The sequence below is a fragment of the Cellulosimicrobium funkei genome (assembly GCF_001019615.1).
In the GTDB taxonomy this organism is placed as follows: domain Bacteria; phylum Actinomycetota; class Actinomycetes; order Actinomycetales; family Cellulomonadaceae; genus Cellulosimicrobium; species Cellulosimicrobium cellulans_E.
In genome coordinates this window covers 116,715-139,480 of the sequence record NZ_JNBQ01000002.1, presented here as the reverse complement: position 1 = coordinate 139,480, position 22,766 = coordinate 116,715, and the positions used below count along the sequence as shown (strand labels likewise).

General features: G+C 75.3%; 16 protein-coding genes. 10 read left to right on the top strand and 6 right to left on the bottom strand.

Annotation, left to right across the window (positions count from 1 at the left end; genetic code table 11):
* Nucleotides 1-6: 6 nt before the first annotated feature.
* Together FB00_RS03125 and FB00_RS03120 are read right to left on the bottom strand one after the other, a co-directional pair.
* Nucleotides 7-1,293: a TadA family conjugal transfer-associated ATPase gene (locus FB00_RS03125; protein ID WP_419865512.1), complete on the bottom strand. Its 1,287-nt coding sequence runs from the start codon at nt 1,291-1,293 to the stop codon at nt 7-9.
* Nucleotides 1,290-2,006, bottom strand: coding sequence for a hypothetical protein (locus FB00_RS03120; protein ID WP_047231402.1), 717 nt, complete (start codon nt 2,004-2,006; stop codon nt 1,290-1,292). The genes FB00_RS03125 and FB00_RS03120 overlap by 4 nt, the downstream gene beginning before the upstream one ends.
* Nucleotides 2,007-2,151: 145 nt before the next feature.
* On the opposite strand from FB00_RS03120, the gene FB00_RS03115 reads away from it, so the two are divergent.
* The 6 genes from FB00_RS03115 (at nt 2,152) to FB00_RS03090 (ending at nt 9,745) form a co-directional block, all read left to right on the top strand.
* Entirely contained in the window at nt 2,152-2,973 is an 822-nt protein-coding gene (locus tag FB00_RS03115) for an HAD family hydrolase (RefSeq protein ID WP_047231401.1), read from the top strand.
* Between the two features lie 371 nt (nt 2,974-3,344).
* Nucleotides 3,345-4,835, top strand: coding sequence for an NAD-dependent malic enzyme (locus FB00_RS03110; RefSeq protein ID WP_082140926.1), 1,491 nt, complete (start codon nt 3,345-3,347; stop codon nt 4,833-4,835).
* A 2-nt stretch (nt 4,836-4,837) separates the two neighbouring features.
* Nucleotides 4,838-5,674, top strand: a complete 837-nt coding sequence (locus FB00_RS03105) for an RNA methyltransferase (RefSeq protein ID WP_331386732.1) — start codon at nt 4,838-4,840, stop codon at nt 5,672-5,674.
* A gap of 268 nt (nt 5,675-5,942) precedes the next feature.
* Nucleotides 5,943-6,536 carry an alternate-type signal peptide domain-containing protein gene (locus tag FB00_RS20880; protein WP_052877400.1) on the top strand — a complete coding sequence of 198 codons (594 nt, stop codon included), beginning with the start codon at nt 5,943-5,945 and terminating at the stop codon, nt 6,534-6,536.
* Between the two features lie 120 nt (nt 6,537-6,656).
* Nucleotides 6,657-9,083 carry a BspA family leucine-rich repeat surface protein gene (locus FB00_RS20875; protein WP_052877399.1) on the top strand — a complete coding sequence of 809 codons (2,427 nt, stop codon included), beginning with the start codon at nt 6,657-6,659 and terminating at the stop codon, nt 9,081-9,083.
* Entirely contained in the window at nt 9,080-9,745 is a 666-nt protein-coding gene (locus FB00_RS03090; protein WP_082140925.1) for a signal peptidase I, read from the top strand. Before FB00_RS20875 ends, FB00_RS03090 begins: the two co-directional genes overlap by 4 nt.
* On the opposite strand, the gene FB00_RS03085 is transcribed toward FB00_RS03090, so the two are convergent.
* The gene (locus FB00_RS03085; protein WP_047231400.1) at nt 9,735-12,368 is read right to left on the bottom strand and encodes a LuxR C-terminal-related transcriptional regulator; all 2,634 of its coding nucleotides are present in this window, start codon (nt 12,366-12,368) and stop codon (nt 9,735-9,737) included. The two genes, FB00_RS03090 and FB00_RS03085, sit on opposite strands and share 11 nt — an antisense overlap.
* Before the next feature lie 243 nt (nt 12,369-12,611).
* Between FB00_RS03085 and acs the strand changes: the two genes are divergently transcribed.
* From acs to FB00_RS03070, 3 genes are all read left to right on the top strand, one after another.
* A complete protein-coding gene (gene acs / locus FB00_RS03080; RefSeq protein ID WP_047231399.1) occupies nt 12,612-14,630 on the top strand; it encodes an acetate--CoA ligase in 2,019 nt (672 codons plus the stop codon).
* 203 nt (nt 14,631-14,833) lie between these two features.
* The gene (locus FB00_RS03075) at nt 14,834-16,282 is read left to right on the top strand and encodes a cellulase family glycosylhydrolase (RefSeq protein ID WP_082140924.1); all 1,449 of its coding nucleotides are present in this window, start codon (nt 14,834-14,836) and stop codon (nt 16,280-16,282) included.
* Nucleotides 16,283-16,397: 115 nt separating this feature from the next.
* Nucleotides 16,398-17,372 (top strand): pentapeptide repeat-containing protein, encoded by a 975-nt coding sequence (locus tag FB00_RS03070; RefSeq protein WP_047231398.1) that lies wholly within the window; start codon nt 16,398-16,400, stop codon nt 17,370-17,372.
* 154 nt (nt 17,373-17,526) lie between these two features.
* Here FB00_RS03070 and FB00_RS03065 read toward each other — a convergent pair whose 3' ends face one another.
* The 3 genes from FB00_RS03065 to FB00_RS03055 form a co-directional block, all read right to left on the bottom strand.
* Nucleotides 17,527-18,900 carry an MFS transporter gene (locus FB00_RS03065; protein ID WP_082140923.1) on the bottom strand — a complete coding sequence of 458 codons (1,374 nt, stop codon included), beginning with the start codon at nt 18,898-18,900 and terminating at the stop codon, nt 17,527-17,529.
* A gap of 40 nt (nt 18,901-18,940) precedes the next feature.
* Nucleotides 18,941-20,098, bottom strand: a complete 1,158-nt coding sequence (locus FB00_RS03060) for an FAD-dependent oxidoreductase (protein WP_231581678.1) — start codon at nt 20,096-20,098, stop codon at nt 18,941-18,943.
* Nucleotides 20,099-20,263: 165 nt separating this feature from the next.
* Complete coding sequence (locus FB00_RS03055) at nt 20,264-21,574, bottom strand: MFS transporter (protein ID WP_197088728.1); 1,311 nt, start codon at nt 21,572-21,574, stop codon at nt 20,264-20,266.
* A 160-nt stretch (nt 21,575-21,734) separates the two neighbouring features.
* On the opposite strand from FB00_RS03055, the gene mshD reads away from it, so the two are divergent.
* Nucleotides 21,735-22,754 carry a mycothiol synthase gene (gene mshD, locus FB00_RS03050; RefSeq protein ID WP_052877397.1) on the top strand — a complete coding sequence of 340 codons (1,020 nt, stop codon included), beginning with the start codon at nt 21,735-21,737 and terminating at the stop codon, nt 22,752-22,754.
* The last annotated feature ends 12 nt before the right edge of the window (nt 22,755-22,766 follow it).

Sequence of the window (22,766 nt, the reverse complement as noted above, 5' to 3'; positions counted from 1 at the left end):
GACGCCTCACGCGCACCACCGCGCCACGAGCTCGTCCCAGGCTGGGCCGGCGACCGGCCCGGCTGCGCTGGTGCCGCCGTCGTCGCCCTCGCGGTCGCCGCCGCCGTGCGCGGAACCGTCGCGCGAGCCCGACACCCCGTCCCACGAGGCCGCGACGTCGACCCGGAGCCCGGTCCGGACGTCGCCCCGCACGACCCCGACCTGGGCGAGCACGCGCCGGGTCCTCCCGGCCACCCGCACACGACGCAGGTGCAGCACGACGTCGAGGCCGCCGGCCGCCTGTGCCGCCACGGCGGCACGGTCCATGCCTGCGAGCGCCGCCAGCGCCTCGAGCCGGGCCGGGATCACCTCGACGTCGTTGGCGTGGATCGTCGCCAGGCCGCCCTCGTGACCGGTGTTGAGGGCCATGAGCACCTCGCGGACCTCCGCCCCGCGGCACTCGCCGAGCACGATGCGGTCGGGGCGCATCCGCAGCGCGGCGCGCACGAGGTCGGCGAGGTCGACCTCTCCGGCGCCCTCGACGTTCGCCCGCCGCGCGGTGAGCGGGACGACGTGCGGGTGGTCCGGGTCGAGCTCGCGCGCCTCCTCCACGCAGACGATGCGCTCGTCGGGCGGCACGAGCGCGAGCAGCGCGGCGAGCAGCGTCGTCTTGCCGGTGCCGGTCCCGCCCGAGACGAGCATGCTCGCGCGCCGGGCGACGAGCCCGCGCAGTACGGGTTCCCAGGCATCCGGGACCGTGCCGGACGCGACGAGGTCGGGAAGCCCGAACGTCCGCGTCCGCAGCACGCGCAGCGAGATCACGGCCCCGGGCCTGCACACGGGTGCCACCACCGCGTGGAGCCGCGTCCCGTCGGGGAGCCGGGCGTCGACCACGGGCGAGGCGTCGTCGAGGCGCTGCCCGCCCGCGGCGGCGAGCCGCACGGCCAGCGACCGCACGGCCTCCGGCCCGCCGAGCGCGACGACGACCCGTTGGAGCCCGGCCCCGCGGTCGACCCAGACCTCGTCGGGCCCGTTGACGAGCACGTCGGTCACGCCCGGCTCGTCGAGGTAGCGCTGGAGCGGGCCGGCACCGAAGATCTCCGCGTGCGCCGTGCGGGTGAGCTCCCGCAGGGCGGTGGTACCGAGCACGCGCCCGGACGCCCGCAGCGCGTCGGCGACGGCCGCGTCGTCGGGTCCCGCCCCCGAGCCCGCCCCCGGCTCGGCGCCGGCCCGCACGAGGCGGTCCCGCACGCCGTCGAACAGCGGGCCGCGCCCGCGCTCGGTCCGCCCCGGGACCGCGTCGCGCCCGCTCACCGGTCGCTCCGCGCGTACCGCGCCGCGAGGTCCCGACCAGCGCGGACGACCGGCCCCCGGCCGACGCACGGACCCTGGCCGCGCTCGATCGCCCCGGCGAGAGCCCGGTCCCAGCCGACGGTCGTCGCGACCTCGAGCCCGACGGCGTCTGCGACCTCGCCGCCGGACAACCGCCCCGGAGCCGGCCGGCGCAGGACGAGCGCCGCCGGACCGGGGACCCGGTCGCGCACCGCCGCGGCGCCCGCGACCCCGACCACGTCGAGCGGCGTCACGACCAGCACCTCGTCGCACGCCCCGAGAAGCGCCGCACCGACCGCGCCCGGCCCGATCGCGGCGCGGTCGACGTCGAGCACGAGCACCCCCGACCGGCCCGACGTGACCTCGGCGAGCCCTGCCACGACGTCCGCGAGCGCCGCGGCCTCCGGTCCGCCGCCGCGCTCGGTGCTGACGACCGGGACCGTGCCCCACCGCGGCAGGCGTGCGAGGAGGTCCTCGCCGTCGAGCCGGCCGCGCGCGTCGGCCAGGTCCGGCCAGCGCACCCCCGGGTCCTGCTCGATCCCGAGGAGCACGTCGAGCCCACCGCCCACGACGGCGAGGTCGACCAGGCAGGTGGGTGCGCGACGTCGTGCCACCGCGCGGGCGACCGAGGCCGCGACGACGCTCGCCCCCGCCCCGCCGCGCGCTCCCACCACCGCTACGACCGCTCCGCCCATCGCGTCCTCCCCCGCTGCCCCGTCGACCGGCGCCCCACCTTGCCCTGACCGGCGGGGCGTCGTCGGGCCGCACGCGCGGCCTGTGGACGGGCACCCCGGCGAGCGCTCCTGTGGACGGCCACGTTCCGCGGCTAGGCTCGCGACCGTGACCCCGCTCCCGGACCCGACGGACCCGCCGCGCGCCGGCCGGGTCGCCGCGTTCTTCGACCTGGACAAGACGATCATCGCGACGTCGTCGGCCGCGGCGTTCTCCCGGCCGTTCTTCGCCGGCGGGCTCATCAACCGCGGGGACGTGCTGCGCAGCGCCTACGCGCACTTCCTCTTCATGGTGGGCGGGGCCGACGCGGACCAGACCGAGCGCATGCGCGCGCACCTGTCGAGCCTCGTGACCGGCTGGGACGTGGCCACGGTGTCGCGCATCGTCGAGGAGACGCTGCACGAGCACATCGACCCCGTCGTCTACGCGGAGGCGGTCGAGCTCATCGAGTCCCACCACGAGCACGGGCACGACGTCGTCATCGTGTCCGCCTCCGGGAGCGAGGTCGTCGAGCCCATCGCGGCGGTGCTGGGCGCCGACCACGCGATCTCGTCGCGCATGGCCGTCGAGGACGGCCGGTACACGGGCGCGATCGACTTCTACGCGTACGGCGAGAACAAGGCCGTCGCGCTCCGCGAGCTCGCCGAGCGCGAGGGGTACGACCTGGAGGCGAGCTACGCCTACTCCGACTCCGTGACCGACGCCCCCATGCTGGGCGCCGTCGGGCACGCGTTCGTCGTCAACCCCGACCGGACGCTGCGCCGGCTCGCCGCCGAGCACGGCTGGGGCGCCCTGACCTTCTCGAAGCCCGTCGCCCTGCGGTCGCACCTCGCCGGGTCGACGCCGGCCCTCGCCGCGGCGGGCGTCGTCGCGCTCGGCGTCGTGGCGTGGGTCGTGTGGCGCGCGCTGCGCCGGCGACGCCGCGACTGAACGACGCGCGGGCCGGGGCCACGAGACGGTTCCCACCGACCGCCGAAGGGCCCGATCCGGACCTCCCGGACCAACCGCTCGGTGCTGTTCGAACGCTGTAGAACACGGTGTGGAAGTACCCGGGGAACGGTTGCGCCCGCCGACGGTCCGGGCTGTGATGGAGGGACAACAGCATCTCGGCGGTACCCACGCGCAGGAAGTCCACGTAGGGACTCGCTGACCGGACGAGACCCGGCCACGACGGCCACCTCGCGCCGTTGCAGCGGACACGGTTGCACGCCTGATAGCCGCCGCGATGCTGGCGGGACGGCGCTCCTGAGGGGGCGCCGTCGTCGTGCCGGGCGCGTGGTCGCCGCGCGATACTGGAGCCCATGACGTCAGCGCCGAGTGTCTCCTCCTCCATCACCGTCCGCCTCCAGGTCGAGGCGCGCCCCACCGCCGTGAGCGAGCTGACGACGGCGATCGAGCACACGGGCGGGATCGTCTCCGCGCTCGACGTCACGGCGTCGGGACACGAGCGCATCACGGTCGACGTCACGGTCGCGACGCGCGGCGAGGAGCACGCCGGGCAGATCGTCGACGCGCTGCGCGCGCTGCCGGGCGTCGTGGTCGACCGCGTCTCGGACCGCACGTTCCTGCTCCACCTGGGGGGCAAGCTGAAGATCGAGTCCAAGGTGCCGATCCGCAACCGCGACGACCTGTCGATGATCTACACGCCCGGCGTGGCGCGCGTGTGCGAGGCCATCGCGGCCAAGCCCGACGACGCGCGCCGGCTCACGATCAAGCGCAACACCATCGCGGTGGTCACCGACGGCTCGGCCGTGCTCGGCCTGGGCGACATCGGCCCCCTCGCCTCGCTGCCGGTCATGGAGGGCAAGGCCGCGCTGTTCAAGCGGTTCGCGGACATCGACGCGTTCCCGATCGCGCTCGACACGACCGACGTCGAGGAGATCGTGCGGACCGTCAAGGCCATCGCGCCGGTGTTCGCGGGCATCAACCTCGAGGACATCTCCGCACCGCGCTGCTTCGAGATCGAGGCCCGCCTGCGCGCCGAGCTCGACATCCCGGTGTTCCACGACGACCAGCACGGCACGGCGATCGTCGCGCTCGCGGCGCTGACGAACGCGCTGAAGGTCGTGGGCAAGGACCTGCCGGACGTGCGGATCGTGCTGTCCGGGGCCGGCGCCGCCGGGACCGCCGTGCTCAAGCTTCTCCTCGCGGCGGGCGCGCACGACGTCGTCGTCGCGGACATCGAGGGCGTCGTCCACCCCGACCGCCCGGGACTGTCCCCCGCGCTCGCGTGGACGGCAGCCAGCACGAACCCCCGGCTCGTCACCGGGACGCTGCGCGAGGCCGTCGTGGACGCGGACGTGTTCATCGGCGTCTCCGCCCCGGACGTCCTCACGGGCGACGACGTCGCGCGCATGGCGCCCGGCGCGATCGTCTTCGCGATGGCGAACCCGCGCCCCGAGGTCGACCCGGTCGAGGCGGCACGGCACGCGGCGATCGTCGGCACCGGGCGCTCCGACTTCGCGAACCAGATCAACAACGTCCTCGCGTTCCCCGGCGTGTTCCGCGGCCTCCTCGACGCGCAGTCGCACCGCATCACCGACGGGATGCTGCTCGCCGCGGCCCGCGCTCTCGCGTCCGCGATCCACGAGGACCAGCTCAACCCCACCTACATCATCCCGAGCGTGTTCAACCCCGAGGTGACGACTCTTGTCGCCGCCGCCGTCGAGCGGGCCGCGCGCGCCGCCGACGAGGCCGAGCCCGCCGCGCTCACCGGCGGGCTCCCGCGCGTCGCGCCCGCGACGGCACCCATGTCGGTCTCGCCGACCTCGACCACCACCCCGGAGGCCTGACCGTGCAGCGCGTCACCACCCGCAACGCCGCGTTCCAGCAGTGGGAGGCGCTGCTCGGCAACCGCACCAAGCGGCACCGCGCGGGCGAGATGGTCGTCCAGGGGGTGCGCCCGATCACGCTCGCCGTCGAGTCGGGCTGGACCGTGCGGACGTGGCTCGTCGACGCGGACCGGTCGCTGTCGAGCTGGGCGCACGCGATGCTCGACCGGGTGCGCACCCAGCGGTTCGCCGTGTCGTCGGAGCTGATGCGCGAGCTCGGCGGCAAGGAGGACGACGCGCCCGAGCTGCTCGCGATCGTCGCGACACCACCCGACGACCTGGGTCGGATCGCCGCGGACGGCCGCGCTCCGAGGGACGGCGCCGCGTTCCTCGGCGTCGTGCTCGACCGGCCCACGAGCCCCGGGAACGTCGGGACGGTCGCGCGGTCGCTCGACGCGTTCGGGGGCGGTGGGCTGATCGTCGCGGGGCACGCCGCGGACCCGTACGACCCGCGCGCCGTGCGCGCCAGCACCGGCTCGATCTTCTCCGTGCCCACGGTCCGCGTCCCCGCGGGGCGTGACGTCCTGGACTGGGTCTCCGCGCAGCGCTCCGCCGGGATCCCGCTGACCCTGCTCGGGACGGACGAGCACGGCGACGTCGAGCTCGCCGAGCACGACCTCACCGGGCCGACGCTCGTCCTCACCGGCAACGAGACGACCGGTCTCAGCGCGGGCTGGCGCGAGGCGTGCGACGTCATGGTGAGCATCCCCATGCTCGGCACCGCGAGCTCGCTCAACGCCGCGAGCGCGACCACGGTCGTGCTGTACGAGGCCGTGCGCCAGCGCCGCCCGCGCGGCTGACCCAAGGTCCGGCCCTCCGTCCCGGCCCGACAGCGGGCCTGCCCCCGGCGGCGCCGGCACCCCGGACGCGGCGCCGGGCAGAGACGCCTCAGCCCCCGCCCGCGCACCCTCAAAGTTGCCTCGGGCATTCGTAACACCCCTGGTGGGCGCGCTGGCGCTACCTACTCAGTCCCCTCCGCGCACCCCCGTGCACGCCCGCGCGACCGGATCCTGCTGGAAGACGGGCGCGCACGGTGCGGGTCCGAGCACCAGGAGGGGACCGAGCACCATGACCACCACCGCCACCACCACGAAGAAGAACCACGGGGCCGTCAAGGGCACGGTCGCCGCCGCGGCCGGTGTGGCCGTCCTCCTCGGCGGCGCGGGCACGTTCGCGCTGTGGAACCAGAGCGGTGACATCGGCATCTCCGGCACCGGGACCGGCCAGCTCACCGCCGACTTCGGCGCGATGGAGTGGCAGGACGTCACGCCCAACGGGGTGGCGGCCCACGACGTCGACCCCGAGGCGTTCCGCATGGTCCCGGGCGACGTGCTCGAGGGCACCGCGACGATCGACTACGCCGTGACGGGCGAGAACATCCTCGTGAAGCCCGAGCTCACGGGTGTCGACGGCGCCACGCAGTCCTTCCTCGACAGCGGCAAGCTCACCGTCACCACCGCGCTCCTGGACGGGTCCACCCCCGTGACCGAGCTGGTCGACGGCGACACCGGGACCCTCACCGCGAAGGTCACCATCGCGTACGCCGCGGACGCCAGCAACGGGACCAGCGACGCCGACATGAACCAGACCGTCGACCTCGACGGGATCGAGTTCGTCCTCCAGCAGCAGGCCCCGGCCAACCGCGCGCCCGCCGCACCCTGATCCCCACGGGCGGGGCGGTAGCGCCCCCTCCTGCCCCGCCCGTGGTTCTGCCCGGCACGCGCCGGGCTCCCGGCCCTCGGACGGCACCACCCCCGACCCGCACCCCAGACGGGAACCGCCATGCACGCTCTGGCCCGGTCCACGTACCCGCTGCGCGCGACCCTGCTCGCCGCGGTAGCGACGGTCGTGCTGCTGCTCACGCTGCCGGCCACGGGGGCGTACGCGGCGTGGAACGACGGCACGCCGCTCGGCACGTCGTCGGTGACCACCGGCAGCCTCGGACTCGACCAGGACGCTCTCCCCGGCGGCACCTGGTCGAAGGCCGGGGCCTCGTTCGACCCCGCGACCGACCGGCTCACGGCAGGCACCACGCTCACGCACACGGTCACGGGGGTCGCCGTCACGGCCGTCGGGGACAACCTCCGGGCCACGTTCGCCGTCTCCGGCGCGCAGGTCCCGGCCGAGGTCGCGGACCATGTCTCCGTCGCCGTCGCGTCCGACCCCACGCCCGTCCTCGGCGCCGGCTCGGACGCCGACGGGCACCAGACCGTGACGCTCGTCCTCACCGTCACCGCGGACGCGGCGCTGCCGTCGGGGACGCAGACGATCGACCTCACCGACCTCGTCGTGACGCTGACGAACGGGCACGCCTGGACGGACACGGCGTCGCTCGACGCCGGCACGCTCACCACCGGACGCGCCCCGGCGCCGGGCGGTTCCACCCTCACCCTCATCTACTCCCTCGCGCTCGACGACGACGGCGTCCTGGGCTTCTACCTCGACGACCCGGCCCCCGGCACCACGATCGCCTGGGGCTTCTGGGAGGGCGGCACCGAACGGACGACGACGGCCGTCGACGGCCTGAACGCGATGGACTTCGGGGACCGCCAGACCAACCCGAACGTCCGCGTCACCGGCGCGTTCGACGCTCTCGGTTCGCCCGATCAGGACGCGCGCCTGATCGGCGCCCTGACCCACGTCTCCGGCTGGTCCGAGGCCTACGGCTCGACCTCTGCCCGGCACGCCTTCAAGGACGCCGTCCACCTGCAGAACATCACGGAGCTCCCGGACACGCTGACGGACACCGCGTACGCCTTCCAGAACGCGGGCTCGGCCAACCCCCTGGGCTCGCAGTCGTTCGAGCTGACGGGCTGGGACTCCTCGCGCGTCACGACCATGGCCCACATGTTCGACGGCGCCACGAACTACAAGCAGTACCAGCCCACCTGGGACACCTCCAACGTCACCGACATGTCGTTCATGTTCGCGAACGCCCGCTCGTTCCGCGGGCCGATCAGCTTCTCGAGCACAGCTCGCGTGTCGACCATGGAGGGCATGTTCCAGAACGCCACGGCCTACGAGGGAGCCTCGTGGTCGGAGGGTGCCTTCATCCAGTTCTGGGACGTCTCGAGCGTCACGAGCATGGCGCACATGTTCGACGGCGCCACGGCGTTCAACCGTCGGCTGGAGAACTGGGACACGTCGAGCGTCACCGACATGTCGGCGATGTTCCGGGGCGCCACCTCGTTCAACCAGGACCTGTCGCGCTGGGACACGTCGAGCGTCACGGACATGTCCGCGATGTTCCAGGGCGCCACGGCGCTGAACCAGAACCTCAACACCGTCGGGAGGCGCTGGGACGTCTCGAAGGTCACCACGATGGCGCACATGTTCGACGGCGCACGGACGTTCCACGGCGACATCACCGCGTGGGACACGAGCAGCGTCACGGACATGTCGTCGATGTTCGAGGGAGCCGTCAACTTCAACGGCAACCTGGGGAGCTGGTCCCGCACGCGCAGCGTCACGACCATGAGCCGCATGTTCATGAACGCGGACGCGTTCAACCAGGACCTCGTCTCCTGGGACACCGGCAGCGTCACGGACCTGTCGTTCATGTTCGCCGAGACGGCGAACTTCCACGGTGACGTCCGCACCTGGGACCTCTCGTCCGTCACGACGACCGCCCACATGTTCCAGAACTCGGCCTTCGACTACTACTCGCTCGGCGCCTGGGGCGACGACCCGGTCTGGGACGTCTCCCACGTCCAGGACATGTCGTTCATGTTCGCCGGGTCGCGGTACGACCACTCGCTCGCCGGCTGGGACCTGTCGAGCGCGACGGACGTGACGTCGATGTTCCAGGACGCCGCCCGCTTCGACCAGGACCTGTCGAGCTGGACCGTGCGCCCCGACGTCGTCCGCACGGACTTCAACACGGGCGCGAACCCGGCGTGGGTCGCGAACGCGGCTTGGCAGCCACCGTGGGTCGTGCAGGGCGCCGCCCGTACGGCACCGCCCGCCCCCGATGCGCAGGACGCGGCAGGGTCAGGGGCCATGACCGAGGTCGCGCCGGGGGACGACACCGCGGCCGACGCGACGGCGGACGCGGCGTCGGACGCGGCGTCGGACGCGTCCGCGACGCCCGACGAGGACGCCGCCGACCCCGACCCCGAGACCGAGACCGGTGGCGGCACCGCGGGGGAGCTCGCCACGGACCCGTCGGCACGTCCGACCGCCGTCCCGGCGGAGGAACGGGCAGAGTGAGCACGAGCACGGATCCCCGCCGAGCTCCTCAGGAGGTCGAGATCAGCACCCATGACGCGACGGGAGGCGTGTCGCCGGAGAGCGTCCCGGAGCCCGAGACCGCGGGGCCCGGACGACACCCCGTGCTCTCCGGCCTGTGGGCGGGCGTCACGTACGGCCTGCTCGCTCTCGTCCTGCTCCTCGCGGGCCTGCTGATCGTCGTCCCGCGGATCGCGGGCGGCGTCCCGCTGACGATCCTGTCCGGCTCGATGGAGCCGAGCCTTCCTGTCGGGTCGCTCGCCGTCGTCGTCCCGGTCGAGCCCGAGGACGTGCGCATCGGGCAGATCGTCACCTACCTGCCGAACCCGGACGACCCGACGGCGATCACGCACCGCGTCACAGGCATCACGCACCGGCCCGACGGCGGGCTGGCGTTCACCGTGCAGGGCGACGCGAACGCCGCCGCGGACGCACCCGTGCAGGACTACCAGGTCCGCGGTCGGGTCCTCTACGCGGTCCCCTGGCTCGGGTACCTCAACTCGGCCGTCAACGGAGACGAGCGGTCCGTCGCGGTCTACGTCGTCGCGGGCGCCTTCTTCCTGTGGGCGCTCAGCCTGTGGTGGCGCGCGTGGCGCCGCCGGGCGACGGTCGCCACCGACGCACCCGGCACCGTCAACCCATGAGGCCGCGCCTGTCCGCGACGCCGAGCTTCTGCATGGCGCGGTAGAGGTGGTTCTCGACCGTGCGCACCGAGAGGAAGAGCCGGCTGGCGATCTCGCGGTTCATGAGCCCGTCCCGCGCGAGGCCGACGATCTCGCGCTCCCGTGCAGTGAGCCCGGCCGCCCCGTCCGGCGTCCGGCCCGGGGCGCGCGACTCCCCCGTCACCGCGGCGACCTCCTCCGGGGTGAGGGGCGTACGCCCCTCCTGCGCGGCACGCTTATGAGCGACGTCCACGGCCGCCTGCGCCAGCGGGCCACCGGCGCGCAGCGCGCCCGCCGCCTCGAGGACCGCGCCGCTCGTCCCGTGCTCCAGGTACCGGTGCAGGCGCACGGCGGGCGCGAGGAGCGGGACGCGCATGCCGGCGAAGGCCTCCTCCAGCCGGGCGAGCCGCCGCTCCCCGAGCCGCTGGGGCGTCAGGGCCCAGCAGAACGCGGCCGAGGCGAACCTCCCCTGCGCCCACAGCGCCTCGCCCGCGCCCCACAGCGCCTCCCCGTCGGGCTCGCGCCCTGCGGCCGCGTCCACCTCGAGCCGCGCCCACGGCCGGAGGAAGTCCAGCGCGGGGACGTAGGGCCGCGGCGTGCTCTCCAGCTCGTCGAGCAGGGTCCGCGCCAGCCCGTCCCGGCCCTCGCGCGCGTGCAGGACCGCCGCGAGCGCGAAGACCCGGTCGTCGTACGGGCTCTGCACCGGCCCGCACCGACCGAGCCGCAGCACGACGCTCAGCGCACGCAGGGCCCGGTCGTGGTCGCCGCGCAGGAAGAACGCCGTCGCGAGCCCGCGCGACGCGAGCCGGATGCCGAACGGGGCGAGGTCGTCGTAGGCGGCACTGAGCCGCCCGCGCGACCAGGCCACCGCGTCGTCCACCTGGCCGGCGAGGAGCAGCGCGTCGCCGCGCAGCGCGTCGAGCTGGTGGGTGAACGGCCGCTGCCGGGACGAGCCCTGCCATGCGCCCAGCAGCTCGATGGCCCGGTCCGGGGAACCCGCCTCCAGCGCGCCCTGCACCCGGAGGATCGTCGCGAGGCCGCGCAGCGCCTCGGGGACGTCCCGCTCGTCGTCGACGTCGGCGAGGTCGAGGTCGGCCACGTCGAGGTCGGCGACGTCAAGGTCGGCGACCTCGAGGCCGACGTCCGGGTCCGTGCCGCCGGGGTCGCCCGCTCCCGACGACCGGTCGGCAGCACCGCGCGCGTAGAGCCGGTCGAGGTGCGCGAGGAACGGCTCGCCCAGCCCGGGGAGGACGAGGCGGCCGGACGGCCCCGGGTCGTGCAGGAGGCCCCCGCGGATCGTCCCGCCGCTGCGCGCGGCCCACTGCCCGCGGAGCAGCACGTACGCACCGACCTCCTCGGGCGCGTCGTCCTCCCCCGCCGTCGTGCCCGCGAACACCTCGTCCGCGTCCACGACCGCCAGCCCGTCCACGAGGTAGAGCCGCAGGAGCGGCAGCGCGCTCGCGACGTCGCGACGCTCTGACCAGGCGCGAGACCACAGCGCCGCGCGCGTGCGCACCGACTCCGAGATCAGCGCGACCTGCTGGTGGACCGGCCGGTCCTCGGGGACGACGGCGTCCTCCTCGACCGTGCCGACCGCGCAGGCCGCGCGCGGACCCGGCTCGGTGGACGCGGCCCCCGTGCCCAGCAGCTCTGCGGCGCGCTCGCGCAGCAGAGCCCGCCGGGCCGGCGTCAGGCGCAGCCGCAGCGCGTGCCCGAGGACGGGCGGTCGGACGGCCACCATGCGGGTCCGCGACCGCTCGTCCACCGCGATCCGTCCCGCGGCGTCGAGCGCGAGCACGACGTCGTCGCCGAGCAGGGTGCGCGCGTGGTCGAGGTCGACGAGGCCGAACCAGGCGAGCGCGTCGAGCGCGTCGAGCTGGTCGGCGGGGAGCTGGCTCAGCAGGCCCTGGACGACGGGCTCGGCCGGCAGGGTCTCCAGGCTGCCCGTCTGGGTCCAGCGACCCCGGGTCCGGCCGACCACGCCGGCCTCGAGCGCCGCGGTCGCGAGGAGGCTCTCGACCCGCGGGTTCCCGCCCGACCGGCCCGCGACCGCGGCGGCCAGCCCGACCTCGACCGCGCCGCCGAGGACGTCGCCGAGGAGCGCGACGGTGGCGTCGACGCCGATCGGTGCCACGCGCTCGAGCACGGCGCCGGTCGTGAGCGGCGCGCCCGCGTCGAGGGGCACCCCCGACGGGACGGTCGTGACGACGCGGACCTGGTCGGGTCGCTGCCGGGCGGCGGCGGCCACGACCGTGAGCGACGCCCGGTCGAGCAGGTGGACGTCGTCGACGAGCACGACGGCGGACCGGGAGCCCAGCGCCTCGGCGAGCACCGTGGCCGCGTCGACCGCCCCGCCGCGGCCCGAGCCACGGGGCCGCAGCACGGGATGGGTCGCGAACGCCGCGAAGGGGACGGCGTCGCCCGTCCCCGCGCCGGGCAGCTCGACGACCGCGGTGCCCGACGACCGCAGCGGCCCGACGAGCGCGCGCAGGACGGTGGTCTTGCCCGACCCGGCGTCGCCTCGCAGGACCACGTCGTGGCCGGCTCGCAGCCATCCCGTGACGGCCGCGAGCGCGTCCTGGTGGACGAAGGCGCTGTGGCCCACTGGCGCTCCCCCTCCCCGTCCGGCGCGACACCCCAGGATGTCAACACCCCTGGCGGACGGCGACCGGAGGCGCCGGCGGACGAGGTTTGCTAGGAGAGCGCCCGAATCATGGACGCGGTGACCCCCGTCACCCGCGAGGTCTAGACTCGCCCGCGACGAGGCCCTACAGGGACCCGCCTCCCCGGGCGCGACGCGTCGCGCGCCGGCGGACCGCACCAGAGTCGATGCGCACCGGAGGTCAGCGTGCCAGAGAACGAGTCCACCACCGCTCAGCCCGGGTTGGAGAACCTCCTCCACGAGACCCGGAGCTTCCCGCCGAGCCCGGAGTTCGCCGCGCAGGCGAACGCGAAGCCGGAGCTCTACGAGGAGGCGCGGGCCGACCGGCTCGCGTTCTGGGCGCGGCAGGCGAACGACCTCGTCACGTGGCGCACGCCCTTCACCGAGACGCTCGACTGGTCGCAGGCCCCCGTCGCGCGGTGGTTCGCGGACGGCACGCTCAACGCCGCCTACAACGCGGTGGACCGTCACGTCGAGGCGGGACTGGGCGACCGGGTCGCGATCCACTTCGAGGGCGAGCCGGGCGACACCCGCACGGTGACGTACGCGGAGCTCCAGCGCGACGTGTCGCGCGCGGCCAACGCGCTCGCGGCGCTCGGCGTCGAGACCGGCGACCGCGTGGTCATCTACCTGCCGATGGTCGTCGAGGCCGTCGTCGCGATGCTCGCGTGCGCGCGGATCGGCGCGCCGCACTCGGTCGTGTTCGGCGGGTTCTCCGCCGACGCGCTGCGCAGCCGCATCGCCGACGCCGAGGCGAAGCTCGTCATCACGGCCGACGGCGGGTACCGCCGCGGCACGGCCTCGGCCCTCAAGCCCGCGGTCGACGAGGCGCTCGCGCCCAAGGAGGGCGCGGACCCGACCACGGTCGAGCACGTGCTCGTCGTGCGTCGCACGGGCCAGGACACGGCCTGGACGGACGGCCGCGACGTGTGGTGGCACGAGGCGCTCGAGTCGGCCGACACGACGCACACGCCGGTGTGGGTCGAGGCCGAGCACCCGCTGTTCATCCTCTACACGTCCGGGACGACCGGGAAGCCCAAGGGCATCCTCCACACGACCGGCGGGTACCTCACCCAGGCCGCGTACACGCACCGCAACGTCTTCGACCTCAAGGCCGAGAGCGACGTCTACTGGTGCACGGCCGACATCGGCTGGGTCACGGGCCACTCGTACGTCGTCTACGGCCCGCTGCTCAACGGCGCGACGCAGGTCATCTACGAGGGCACCCCGGACTCCCCGCACCAGGGCCGCTGGTGGGAGATCGTCGAGAAGTACAAGGTCTCGATCCTCTACACCGCGCCTACCGCGATCCGCGCGTGCATGAAGTGGGGCGAGGAGATCCCGGCGAAGTTCGACCTGTCGTCGCTGCGCGTGCTCGGGTCGGTGGGCGAGCCCATCAACCCCGAGGCCTGGATGTGGTACCGCCGCGTCATCGGCGGGGACCGCACGCCCATCGTCGACACCTGGTGGCAGACCGAGACGGGCGCGATCATGATCTCGCCCCTGCCGGGCGTCACGGCCGCCAAGCCGGGCTCCGCCCAGGTGCCGCTCCCGGGCATCGTCGCGGACGTCGTCGACGACGAGGCGCACTCCGTGCCGAACGGGGGCGGCGGGTACCTCGTCCTGTCCGAGCCGTGGCCGTCCATGCTGCGCGGCATCTGGGGCGACCTCGAGCGCTTCAAGGACACGTACTGGTCGCGCTTCCCGGGGATCTACTTCGCGGGCGACGGCGCCAAGAAGGACGAGGACGGCGACATCTGGCTCCTCGGGCGCGTCGACGACGTCATGAACGTCTCGGGCCACCGCCTCTCGACCACGGAGATCGAGTCGGCGCTGGTGTCGAACGAGATCGTCGCGGAGGCCGCGGTCGTCGGCGCGAGCGACGACCTCACGGGCCAGGCCGTCGTCGCGTTCGTCATCCTGCGCGGCGAGCACGCGGCCCGGGCCGCGGACGCCGACGGGGCGGCCGCCGTGCAGACCGAGCTGCGCAACCACGTGGCGAAGGAGATCGGCCCGATCGCCAAGCCCAAGCGCATCCTCGTCGTGCCGGAGCTGCCCAAGACCCGGTCCGGCAAGATCATGCGCCGCCTGCTGCGCGACGTCGCGGAGAACCGCACCGTCGGCGACGCGACGACCCTCGCCGACTCGTCGGTCATGGAGCTCATCTCGGCCGGCCTCCAGAAGCCGTCGTCCTCCGAGGACTGACCGGCCCACCGCCGACCACGGGGTCGGTGCCGTTCTCCGCGCGAGGACGACACCGACCCCGTTCTCGTGCGCGGGCAGGCTCGTGCTCGGCGGGTGCGCCTCGCTTAATCGGTTCAGGCACTGCTCGACGGCGGCGCTCCGACCTCACGATGTCGGGGCACGCCGACCCGGGCGTGCGACGCCGACAGAGACGAGGTCGTCCGATGAGCCGCACCGCCCCCGCACCCGACGCCGACGCCGCCCGACCTCCCGGGACCGGACGGTCCGCCCCGCTCGTCGCGGCGCTCGTGACCGCCGCGGTCCTCGCCACGTGCGGCGCGGTCGCGACCGCCACCGCGCGGTCCGCGGCGGCCGCCGAGACGGATACCGAAGCGGACACGCCGCCGGGCATCCACGTCGCCGACGGGAGGATCGTCGAGGCCGACGGCACGGACCTCGTGCTGCGCGGCGTCAACCACGCGCACACCTGGTACACGCACACCACGGGGTCCTTCGCCGACATCAAGGCGGCCGGCGCCAACACGGTGCGCGTCGTCCTGTCGAGCGGCGACCAGTGGACGCGCAACTCGCCCGAGGACGTCGCGCACGTCGTCGACCTGTGCGAGGAGAACCGCCTCGTGTGCGTCCTCGAGGTGCACGACACCACGGGCTACGGCGACCAGTACGCGCCCGACGCGGGAACCCTCGACCAGGCGGTCGACTACTGGGAGGACCTGTACCCGACGCTCACCGGCACCGAGGACTTCGTCCTCGTCAACATCGGCAACGAGCCGTTCGGCAACGACGCGACGGTCAACCAGCGGTGGGCGCCCGAGACGTCGGCCGCGATCCAGCGCCTGCGCGGCATCGGCTACGAGCACGCGATCGTCGTCGACGCCCCGAACTGGGGGCAGGACTGGACGAACGTCATGCGCGCCGAGGCGCAGGGCGTGCTCGACGCCGACCCGGACGCGAACACGATCTTCTCCATCCACATGTACGGCGTGTACGCGCAGGCGGCGACGGTCACGGACTACCTGGAGCACTTCGTGGACGCCGGGCTGCCGATCATGGTCGGCGAGTTCGGCTGGAAGCGCGCCGAGGGCGACGTCGACGCGGACGTCGTCATCGCGGAGGCGAACCGCCTCGGCCTGGGCTGGCTCGCGTGGTCGTGGAGCGGCAACACCGACCCGTACCTCGACATGGTCCTCGGGTTCGACGCCGCGTCACCGAGCGCCTGGGGGACGCGCGTGATCGACGGACCGGGCGGCCTGCGCGAGACCGCGGTCGAGGCGTCGTGGTTCGACGGCGACGGACCGGTGGACCCGCCGGACCCCACGGACCCGCCCGACCCGACCGACCCGCCGGACGACGAGGCGTGCTCCGCGACCGTCCGCGTCGCGAACGCCTGGCCCGGCGGGTGGCAGGGCGAGCTCGTCGTCACGGCGGGTGACGCCGCGGTCACGGGCTGGACGGCGACGTTCGCGCTGCCGTCGGGCACCGCCGTCGCGCAGCTCTGGGGCGGCGTGCACAGCACGACCGCGTCGGGCGTGCAGGTGACGAACGCCGCGTGGAACGGCGCCCTCGCGGCGGGCGGCACGACGACCGCCGGGTTCATCGCGACGGGCGCCGCCCCGGCCGCCGCACCCGCGGCGGTCTGCACCGCTCCCTGACCCTGCGCGCCGGGTGCGGGACCGGCGACCGGGTCGCACCGGACCCGGTCGCCTCTCCGCGCCCGCGGTCGATTTCCCCGTGCCCGGCCTCCCGCGGACGGCGTAGCGTCGAGACGTGCCACCCGTTCCCGCGGCCGACGGTCGCGCCCTCCTCGTCGAGCAGCTCGACCTGCGCAGCGACTGCGCGCGCTGCACCGGTCTGTGCTGCGTGGGGCTGCACCTCGTGCGCTCCGCCGACTTCGCGATCGACAAGCCCGCGGGCACGCCGTGCCCGAACCTGCGGGAGAGCTTCGGCTGCGGCATCCACTCACGGCTGCGCGAGTCCGGGTTCCCCGGCTGCGTCGCGTACGACTGCCTCGGGGCGGGCCAGCGCGTGACGGCGGCCGTGCGGTCCGCGCACGACGGGGGGACGTGGCGCGACGACCCCGCCGCGGCGCGCGACGCGTTCGCCGCGCTCCCCGTCGTCACGCAGCTCCACGAGCTGCTCTGGTACCTCGCCGAGGTGCTCTCGCTGCCCGCCGCGGCGCCCGTGCACGACTACGCACGGCGCGCCCTCGCGCAGACCGCGCCCCTCGCGGACCTCGCGCCGGCCGCCCTCCTCGCGCTCGACGTCGGCGCCGTCCGCCGGGACGTCGGGCCGCTGATCGACCGTGCGAGCGCGCTCGTGCGCGACTCCGCCCGGCGCGGCGTGACGCGCCGGGTTCCCCGTCGGGAAGCGGCGGACGCCGGATCGCGGTCCGCAGGCGGCCGAGGACCCGCCGCGGGCCACGACCGGCGGAAGCCGGGGCACGCCGTCGGGCACCGGGTGCCGGACGGCGGCGTGCGGCGCCGCCTGCGACCCGGCGCGGACCTCGTCGGTGCCGACCTGCGCGGGCTCGACCTCACCGGGTCCGACCTCCGGGGCGCACTGCTGCTCGGCGCCGACCTGCGCGGCGCCCGGCTCGACGCCGTCGACCTCCTCGGCGCGGACCTGCGCGGTGCCGACGCGCGCGGCGCCGACCTCTCGCGTGCGCTCTTCCTCACCCCGGCGCAGGCCGGCGCTCTCCGCCGGGACGAGCGCACGACCCTCCCCGCCGCGCTCCGCCCCTGACCGGGCGCCCCGCGACGTCGGCACTTCCAGCCGAGATCGGCAGCCGCAACTGCCGGTCTCGGCCGGATGTGCCGATCTGGGCCGCGAGTACCGACCTCGTCGGCCTCCGTCAACCCGGCCTCCGTCAACCCGGCCTCAGTGAGCCCGGCCTCCGTCAGCGCAGCGTGGCCCGCCGCGCCAGCGGCGCCGCCACGACCGCGCACACGACGACGAGCGCCGCCGCGCCCCAGGCGAGCGCGCCGTACGACGAGAAGCCGATGATCGCCCCGGCGAGGATGCCGCCGACCGCGCCGCCCGTGTTCATCGCGAGGTCGGAGAGGCCCTGCACGGACGTGCGCGACGGACCGGGCGTGGCGTCGACGAGCAGCGCCGACCCGGCGACGAGCCCGCACGACCACCCGAGCCCGAGCAGCACGAGGCCGACCGTCAGCCGCGCGGAGTCCTCGCCCGGCGCGCCCGCCACGACGACCGCCGCGGCGAGGAGCAGCGCGCCCCCGACGTAGAGCACGCGCGCGTGCCCGACCCGGTCGGCGAGCCACCCCACGACCGGGCTGAGCGCGTACATGCCCGCGATGTGCGCGCTGATGACCAGGCCGACGACCTGGAGCGTCGCGCCGCCGTGGTTCATGTGGACGGGCGTCATGGACATGAGCCCGACCATGACGAGGTGGCTCAGGACGATCGCGCCGAGGGCGAGGCGCGCCGTCGGGCTGGCCGACACGACGGCCCACCCCGCGCGCAGCCCGTCGCGCCACGACGACCCCTTGCCGTCGGCCGGCACAGCACTCGGCGCGGCGCCCGGCGCCGCGCCCGAGGTCGCGTCCGACGCCGCGCGCGACGCGAGCAGCGGGTCCGGCCGCAGCCACACCGCGACGACAGCCGCGGCCAGCGCGAACGCGACCGCCGCGAGGACGAACGGCGCGGCGCTCGGCGCGGTCGAGCCGTGCTGCGCGTGCGCGTCGCCGAGGCGCAGGCCCGGGCCGGCGACGCGGTCCGCGAGCCCGGCGAGCGTCGGCCCGACGACGGAACCCACCGTCGTCGCCCACACCACCACGGACAGGTCGCGCGCACGCCGCTGGGGCGTCGCGAGGTCGGTCGCCGCGAACCGGGACGCGAGCCCGGCGGCCGTGCCCGACCCGAAGAGCAGCATGGCCACGACGAGCAGGGGCCAGGAGCCGACGAGCACGGCGACCGTCGCGAGGACCGCGCCGCCGGTCGCGACGCCGAAGCCGAGCAGCAGGGACGGCCGCCGCCCGCGCTGCCCCGCGACGTGCGCGAGCGGCAGCGCGACGAGCGCGGCGCCGACGACGCCCGACGTCGAGGTGAGCCCCGCGATCGCGTCGGACCCCGAGAGCGCGGACGCGACGAGCGGCGCGACCGCGATCCCGCTCGCCACGCCGACCCCCGAGAGCACCTGCGTCGCGGCGAGCGTCGTGAGGGTGCGGCGCTGCGTCGGGAGGGCGGGGTCGCCCGGCGCGGCCACGGGCTGCGCGGACGACGGGTCGGGGGCGGGCGGTTCGGTGCTCACGGGTGCACCGTAGGCCGCGGCGGACCGCCCTGACGAGGGCTTACACCGCCAGGGGCAGACGAGATCCCGCCGTGCCGTCGACGCTCCGGCTCGCACCGAGCGCGCGCAGCACTCCCCGCGCGGCCTCGCGCCCGGCCCGGTTCGCGCCGATCGTCGACGCGCTGGGCCCGTAGCCGACGAGCTGCACCCGCCGGTCGCGCCCCGCTGTCGTGCCGTCGAGGACGATCCCGCCGCCGGGCTCGCGCAGGGCGAGCGGCGCGAGGTGGTCGAGCGCGGCACGGAACCCGGTGGCCCAGAGGACGACGTCGGCGGGCTGGAACAGCAGGCCGTCGTCGTTCGCGCCCGCGGCCCACTCGACGCCCCACGGCGTCATTCGCTCGAACATCGGCCGACGGCGCAGCACCCCGCTCGCGATCCCCGCGCGGTAGCGCGCCGTGAGCGGCAGGCCCGTGACCGAGACGACGCTCCCCGGCGGGAGGCCCGCGGACGTCCGCTCGGCGACGCGCGCGACGGCCGCGCGCCCGAGCTCGGGCGAGAACTCCTCCTCGACCCAGACCGGCTCGCGGCGCGTGACCCACGTGGTGCCGGACGCGTGCTGGGCGATCTGCAGCAGGAGCTGCGTCGCGGACGCCCCGCCGCCCACGACCACGACGTGCTGCCCCGCGAAGTCCTCGGCGGCGCGGAAGTCGTGCGTGTGGAGCTGGCGGCCGCGGAACGTCTCCATCCCCGGGTAGCGGGGCCAGAACGGCCGGGTCCACGTCCCCGTCGCGTTGACGAGGGTGCGCGTGCGCGCGGTGAGCTCGCGCGCGTCCGGCCCGGCGCCGACCGTCGCGCGCACGCGCAGCAGGGCGGGGTCGTCGGGGTCCTGCGTCACCTCGTCGACCGTGACGGGGCGCAGGACGCGCAGGTCGTTCTCGCGCTCGTACGCGGCGTAGTAGCGCGGCACGGCGACGTTCGCGCGCTCCGCGGGGTCCCCGGCCGGGAGGGGGACGCCCGGGAGGTCGTGCACGGCGTGCGTCTCGGCCATGGTCAGCGAGTCCCAGCGGTCCTGCCACGCCCCGCCGGGGCCGCGACCGCCGTCGAGCACGAGCGGGTCCAGCCCGGCGCGACGCAGGTGGTAGGCCGCGGACAGCCCCGCCTGCCCGGCCCCGACGACCACGACGTCCACCGTCTCCCGCACGTCCGTCACCTCGCTCACGACGCCCTCAACGACCGGGACCCGCCGAACCTTCCCGGGCACCGGGCACTGTGCCGAACACGACATGGGGGTCGCTCTGGGCACGTTGACGACCCCCATGTCGTGCTCGACGGCGGGTGGTGTCGGTCTCGCGGACGGCGCGAGCCGTCTGCCGTGTCGGGTGCGTCAGGTGCGATCCGGGACGCGCTGGAGCCTGCGGATCGGCCGCACGGCGAGGAGCGCGACGACCGTGAGGGTTCCCACGACCGCGCCCACCAGGAGGACGCGGTCGGTGCCGAACGCGGCGACGGCGGGACCGGCCAGGGCGGCGCCGATCGGGTACATGCCGACCGACCCCGCGACCTCGTAGGCGTGGACCCGGTTGAGCACGTCGCCCGGCACCTGGGTCTGCACGCTCGTCGCCCACATGACGCCCCACACGCCGACACCCACACCCACGAGCACCTGCGCGACGGCGAGCGCCCACACCGGCCAGCCGAGCACGAGGCCGAGCGGGTAGAGGGGGTAGGCGACGAGCGCGACGGCCCCGGCCGCGAGCGGTCGCCGGGGCTTGAAGCGGATCGCGAGCAGCCCGCCGACGACCGTCCCCACGCCGAGCGCGCTGTTGAGGATGCCGAACGCGGTCGCGCCGTGCTCGGGCACGACGACCCCTGCCGCCACAGGGAGCTGCGGCCCCCAGGCGAGCACGGCGTAGACCATCCAGATGACGATGACGCCCCACAGCCACGTGCGGGAGCGGAACTCGCGCCAGCCGACGGCGAGGTTGTGCCAGAGCCCCGCCCCGGCCGGGGGCGCGGGCACGACGCCGAGCCGGAGCGCGAGGAGGCACAGGGCGCTGGTCCCGTAGGCGACGGCGGAGAGGATCATGACCCAGCCCGTCGACCCGAACCCGACCAGGACGCCGGCGAGCGCGGGGCCGCCGAGCCCGGTGATCGCCTCGGAGGTCCGGAGGATCCCGTTCGCGCCCTGCACGTCGCGCGCCACGAGCGGGACGGTCGACGCGGCCCCGGGCTGGAACAGCGCGTTGGCGGTGCCCGCCACCACGAGGAGCGCGTACAGGTGCCACAGGTGGTCGATGCCGCGCACGAAGAGGACCGCGAGGAGCACGTGCGCGGTGAGGTTCGCGAGGTCGGCGACGATCATCATCCGGCGCGCCGTGAACCGGTCGGCGAGCACGCCGCCGAACAGCACGAGGCTCGCGAACGGGGCGACGAGGAACGCCATCGCGTACCCCGCGACGGCCAGCCCGTACCCGGAGCTGAGCAGGCCCGCGGAGACAGCGACCGGCAGCATCGCCCAGCTCAGCAGCCCCGCGCTGCGGGCGGTGAAGTAGTACCGGAAGTTGCGGGTCCAGATCGCCGGCTCCCGCGGTTCGCCCGGAGACGGTGCCGGTCCGGGCCGGTCCTGCACCGCCGCCGGTACCGGGGCCGCCGTCGCGGGCGACGCCCCGGGCACCTGCTCCGTCGCTTCCTCCACCGCGCACGCACCCATGGCGCCCCCTGCCCTCCGTCGTCGATGCCGCGAACCGTCGGACGTGACAACCGTCACCCGCCCCGGAACCTTCCCGACCAGGCACGACGCGTCGGTCGCGCGCCCCGGGTTCGGCCGCGCGGGGAGCCGGGGGCAAGATGGACCGGTGGAGACCGCGATCCTCTGGCACACCGGCCCGCTCATCGACGACGTCGAGATCGCGCAGGTCCACGACCTCGCCGCCGCCGCCGAGCGCGAGGACGGCGTCGCCGCCCTCTCGGAGCAGCCGCTGCTCAACCTGCGCGAGGCGACGGACGACGTCGTGCACCTCCTCACGTGGCGCGCGGGCGAGCTCGCGGGGTACGCCCAGGTGGACAAGCGCGGCGAGGCGCCGAGCGCCGAGCTCGTCGTCCGCCCCGAGCACCGGCGGCACGGGCTCGGGTTCCACCTGCTCGGCAGCGCGGCCGACCGCGCGGCCGAGCCGCGCCCGGGCGACCCCGACCACGACGAGCAGGCGCACCCCGGCGCGGAGACCGACGGCGAGCCCGCCCGGGTACCCCGCCCGCCGTTGCGCGTCTGGGCCCACGGCGACCTCCCGGCGGCCCGGGGCCTCGCCGCGCGGGCGGGGTACGACGTCGTGCGCGAGCTGCTCGTCCTCGAGCGGCCCCTCGACGGGCCGGAGGTGCACCCGCGCCCGGAGATCCCCGCGGGCCTGCGGCTGCGCGCGTTCGTGCCCGGCGACGACGACGCCGCGTGGGTCGCGGTCAACGCGGCGGCGTTCGCGCACCACCCCGAGCAGGGCCGGCTCACCGTCGACGACCTGCGCGCGCGCATGCGGGAGGACTGGTTCGAGCCGACCGGTCTCCTGCTCCTCGAGCGCACCCCGGACCCCGGTTCCGGCACGGCGGGGATCGTCGGGTTCGTCTGGACCAAGATCCCGACCGGCCAGCCCGACGGCGCGCGCGAGGGCGAGATCTACGTCGTCGGCGTGGTCCCGGACGCCCAGGGCGAGGGGCTCGGCCGGCTGCTCACCGCCGTCGGTCTCGCGCACCTCGCCGAGCGGCGCGCCACGACCGCGGTGCTGTACGTCGACGGCGACAACGTGCCCGCGGTGCGCACGTACGAGCGCGCCGGCTTCACGCGCCGCGCGGTGCACGTGCAGTACGCGCGCCCGACCGCTCGGTGACCCGTGTCACGC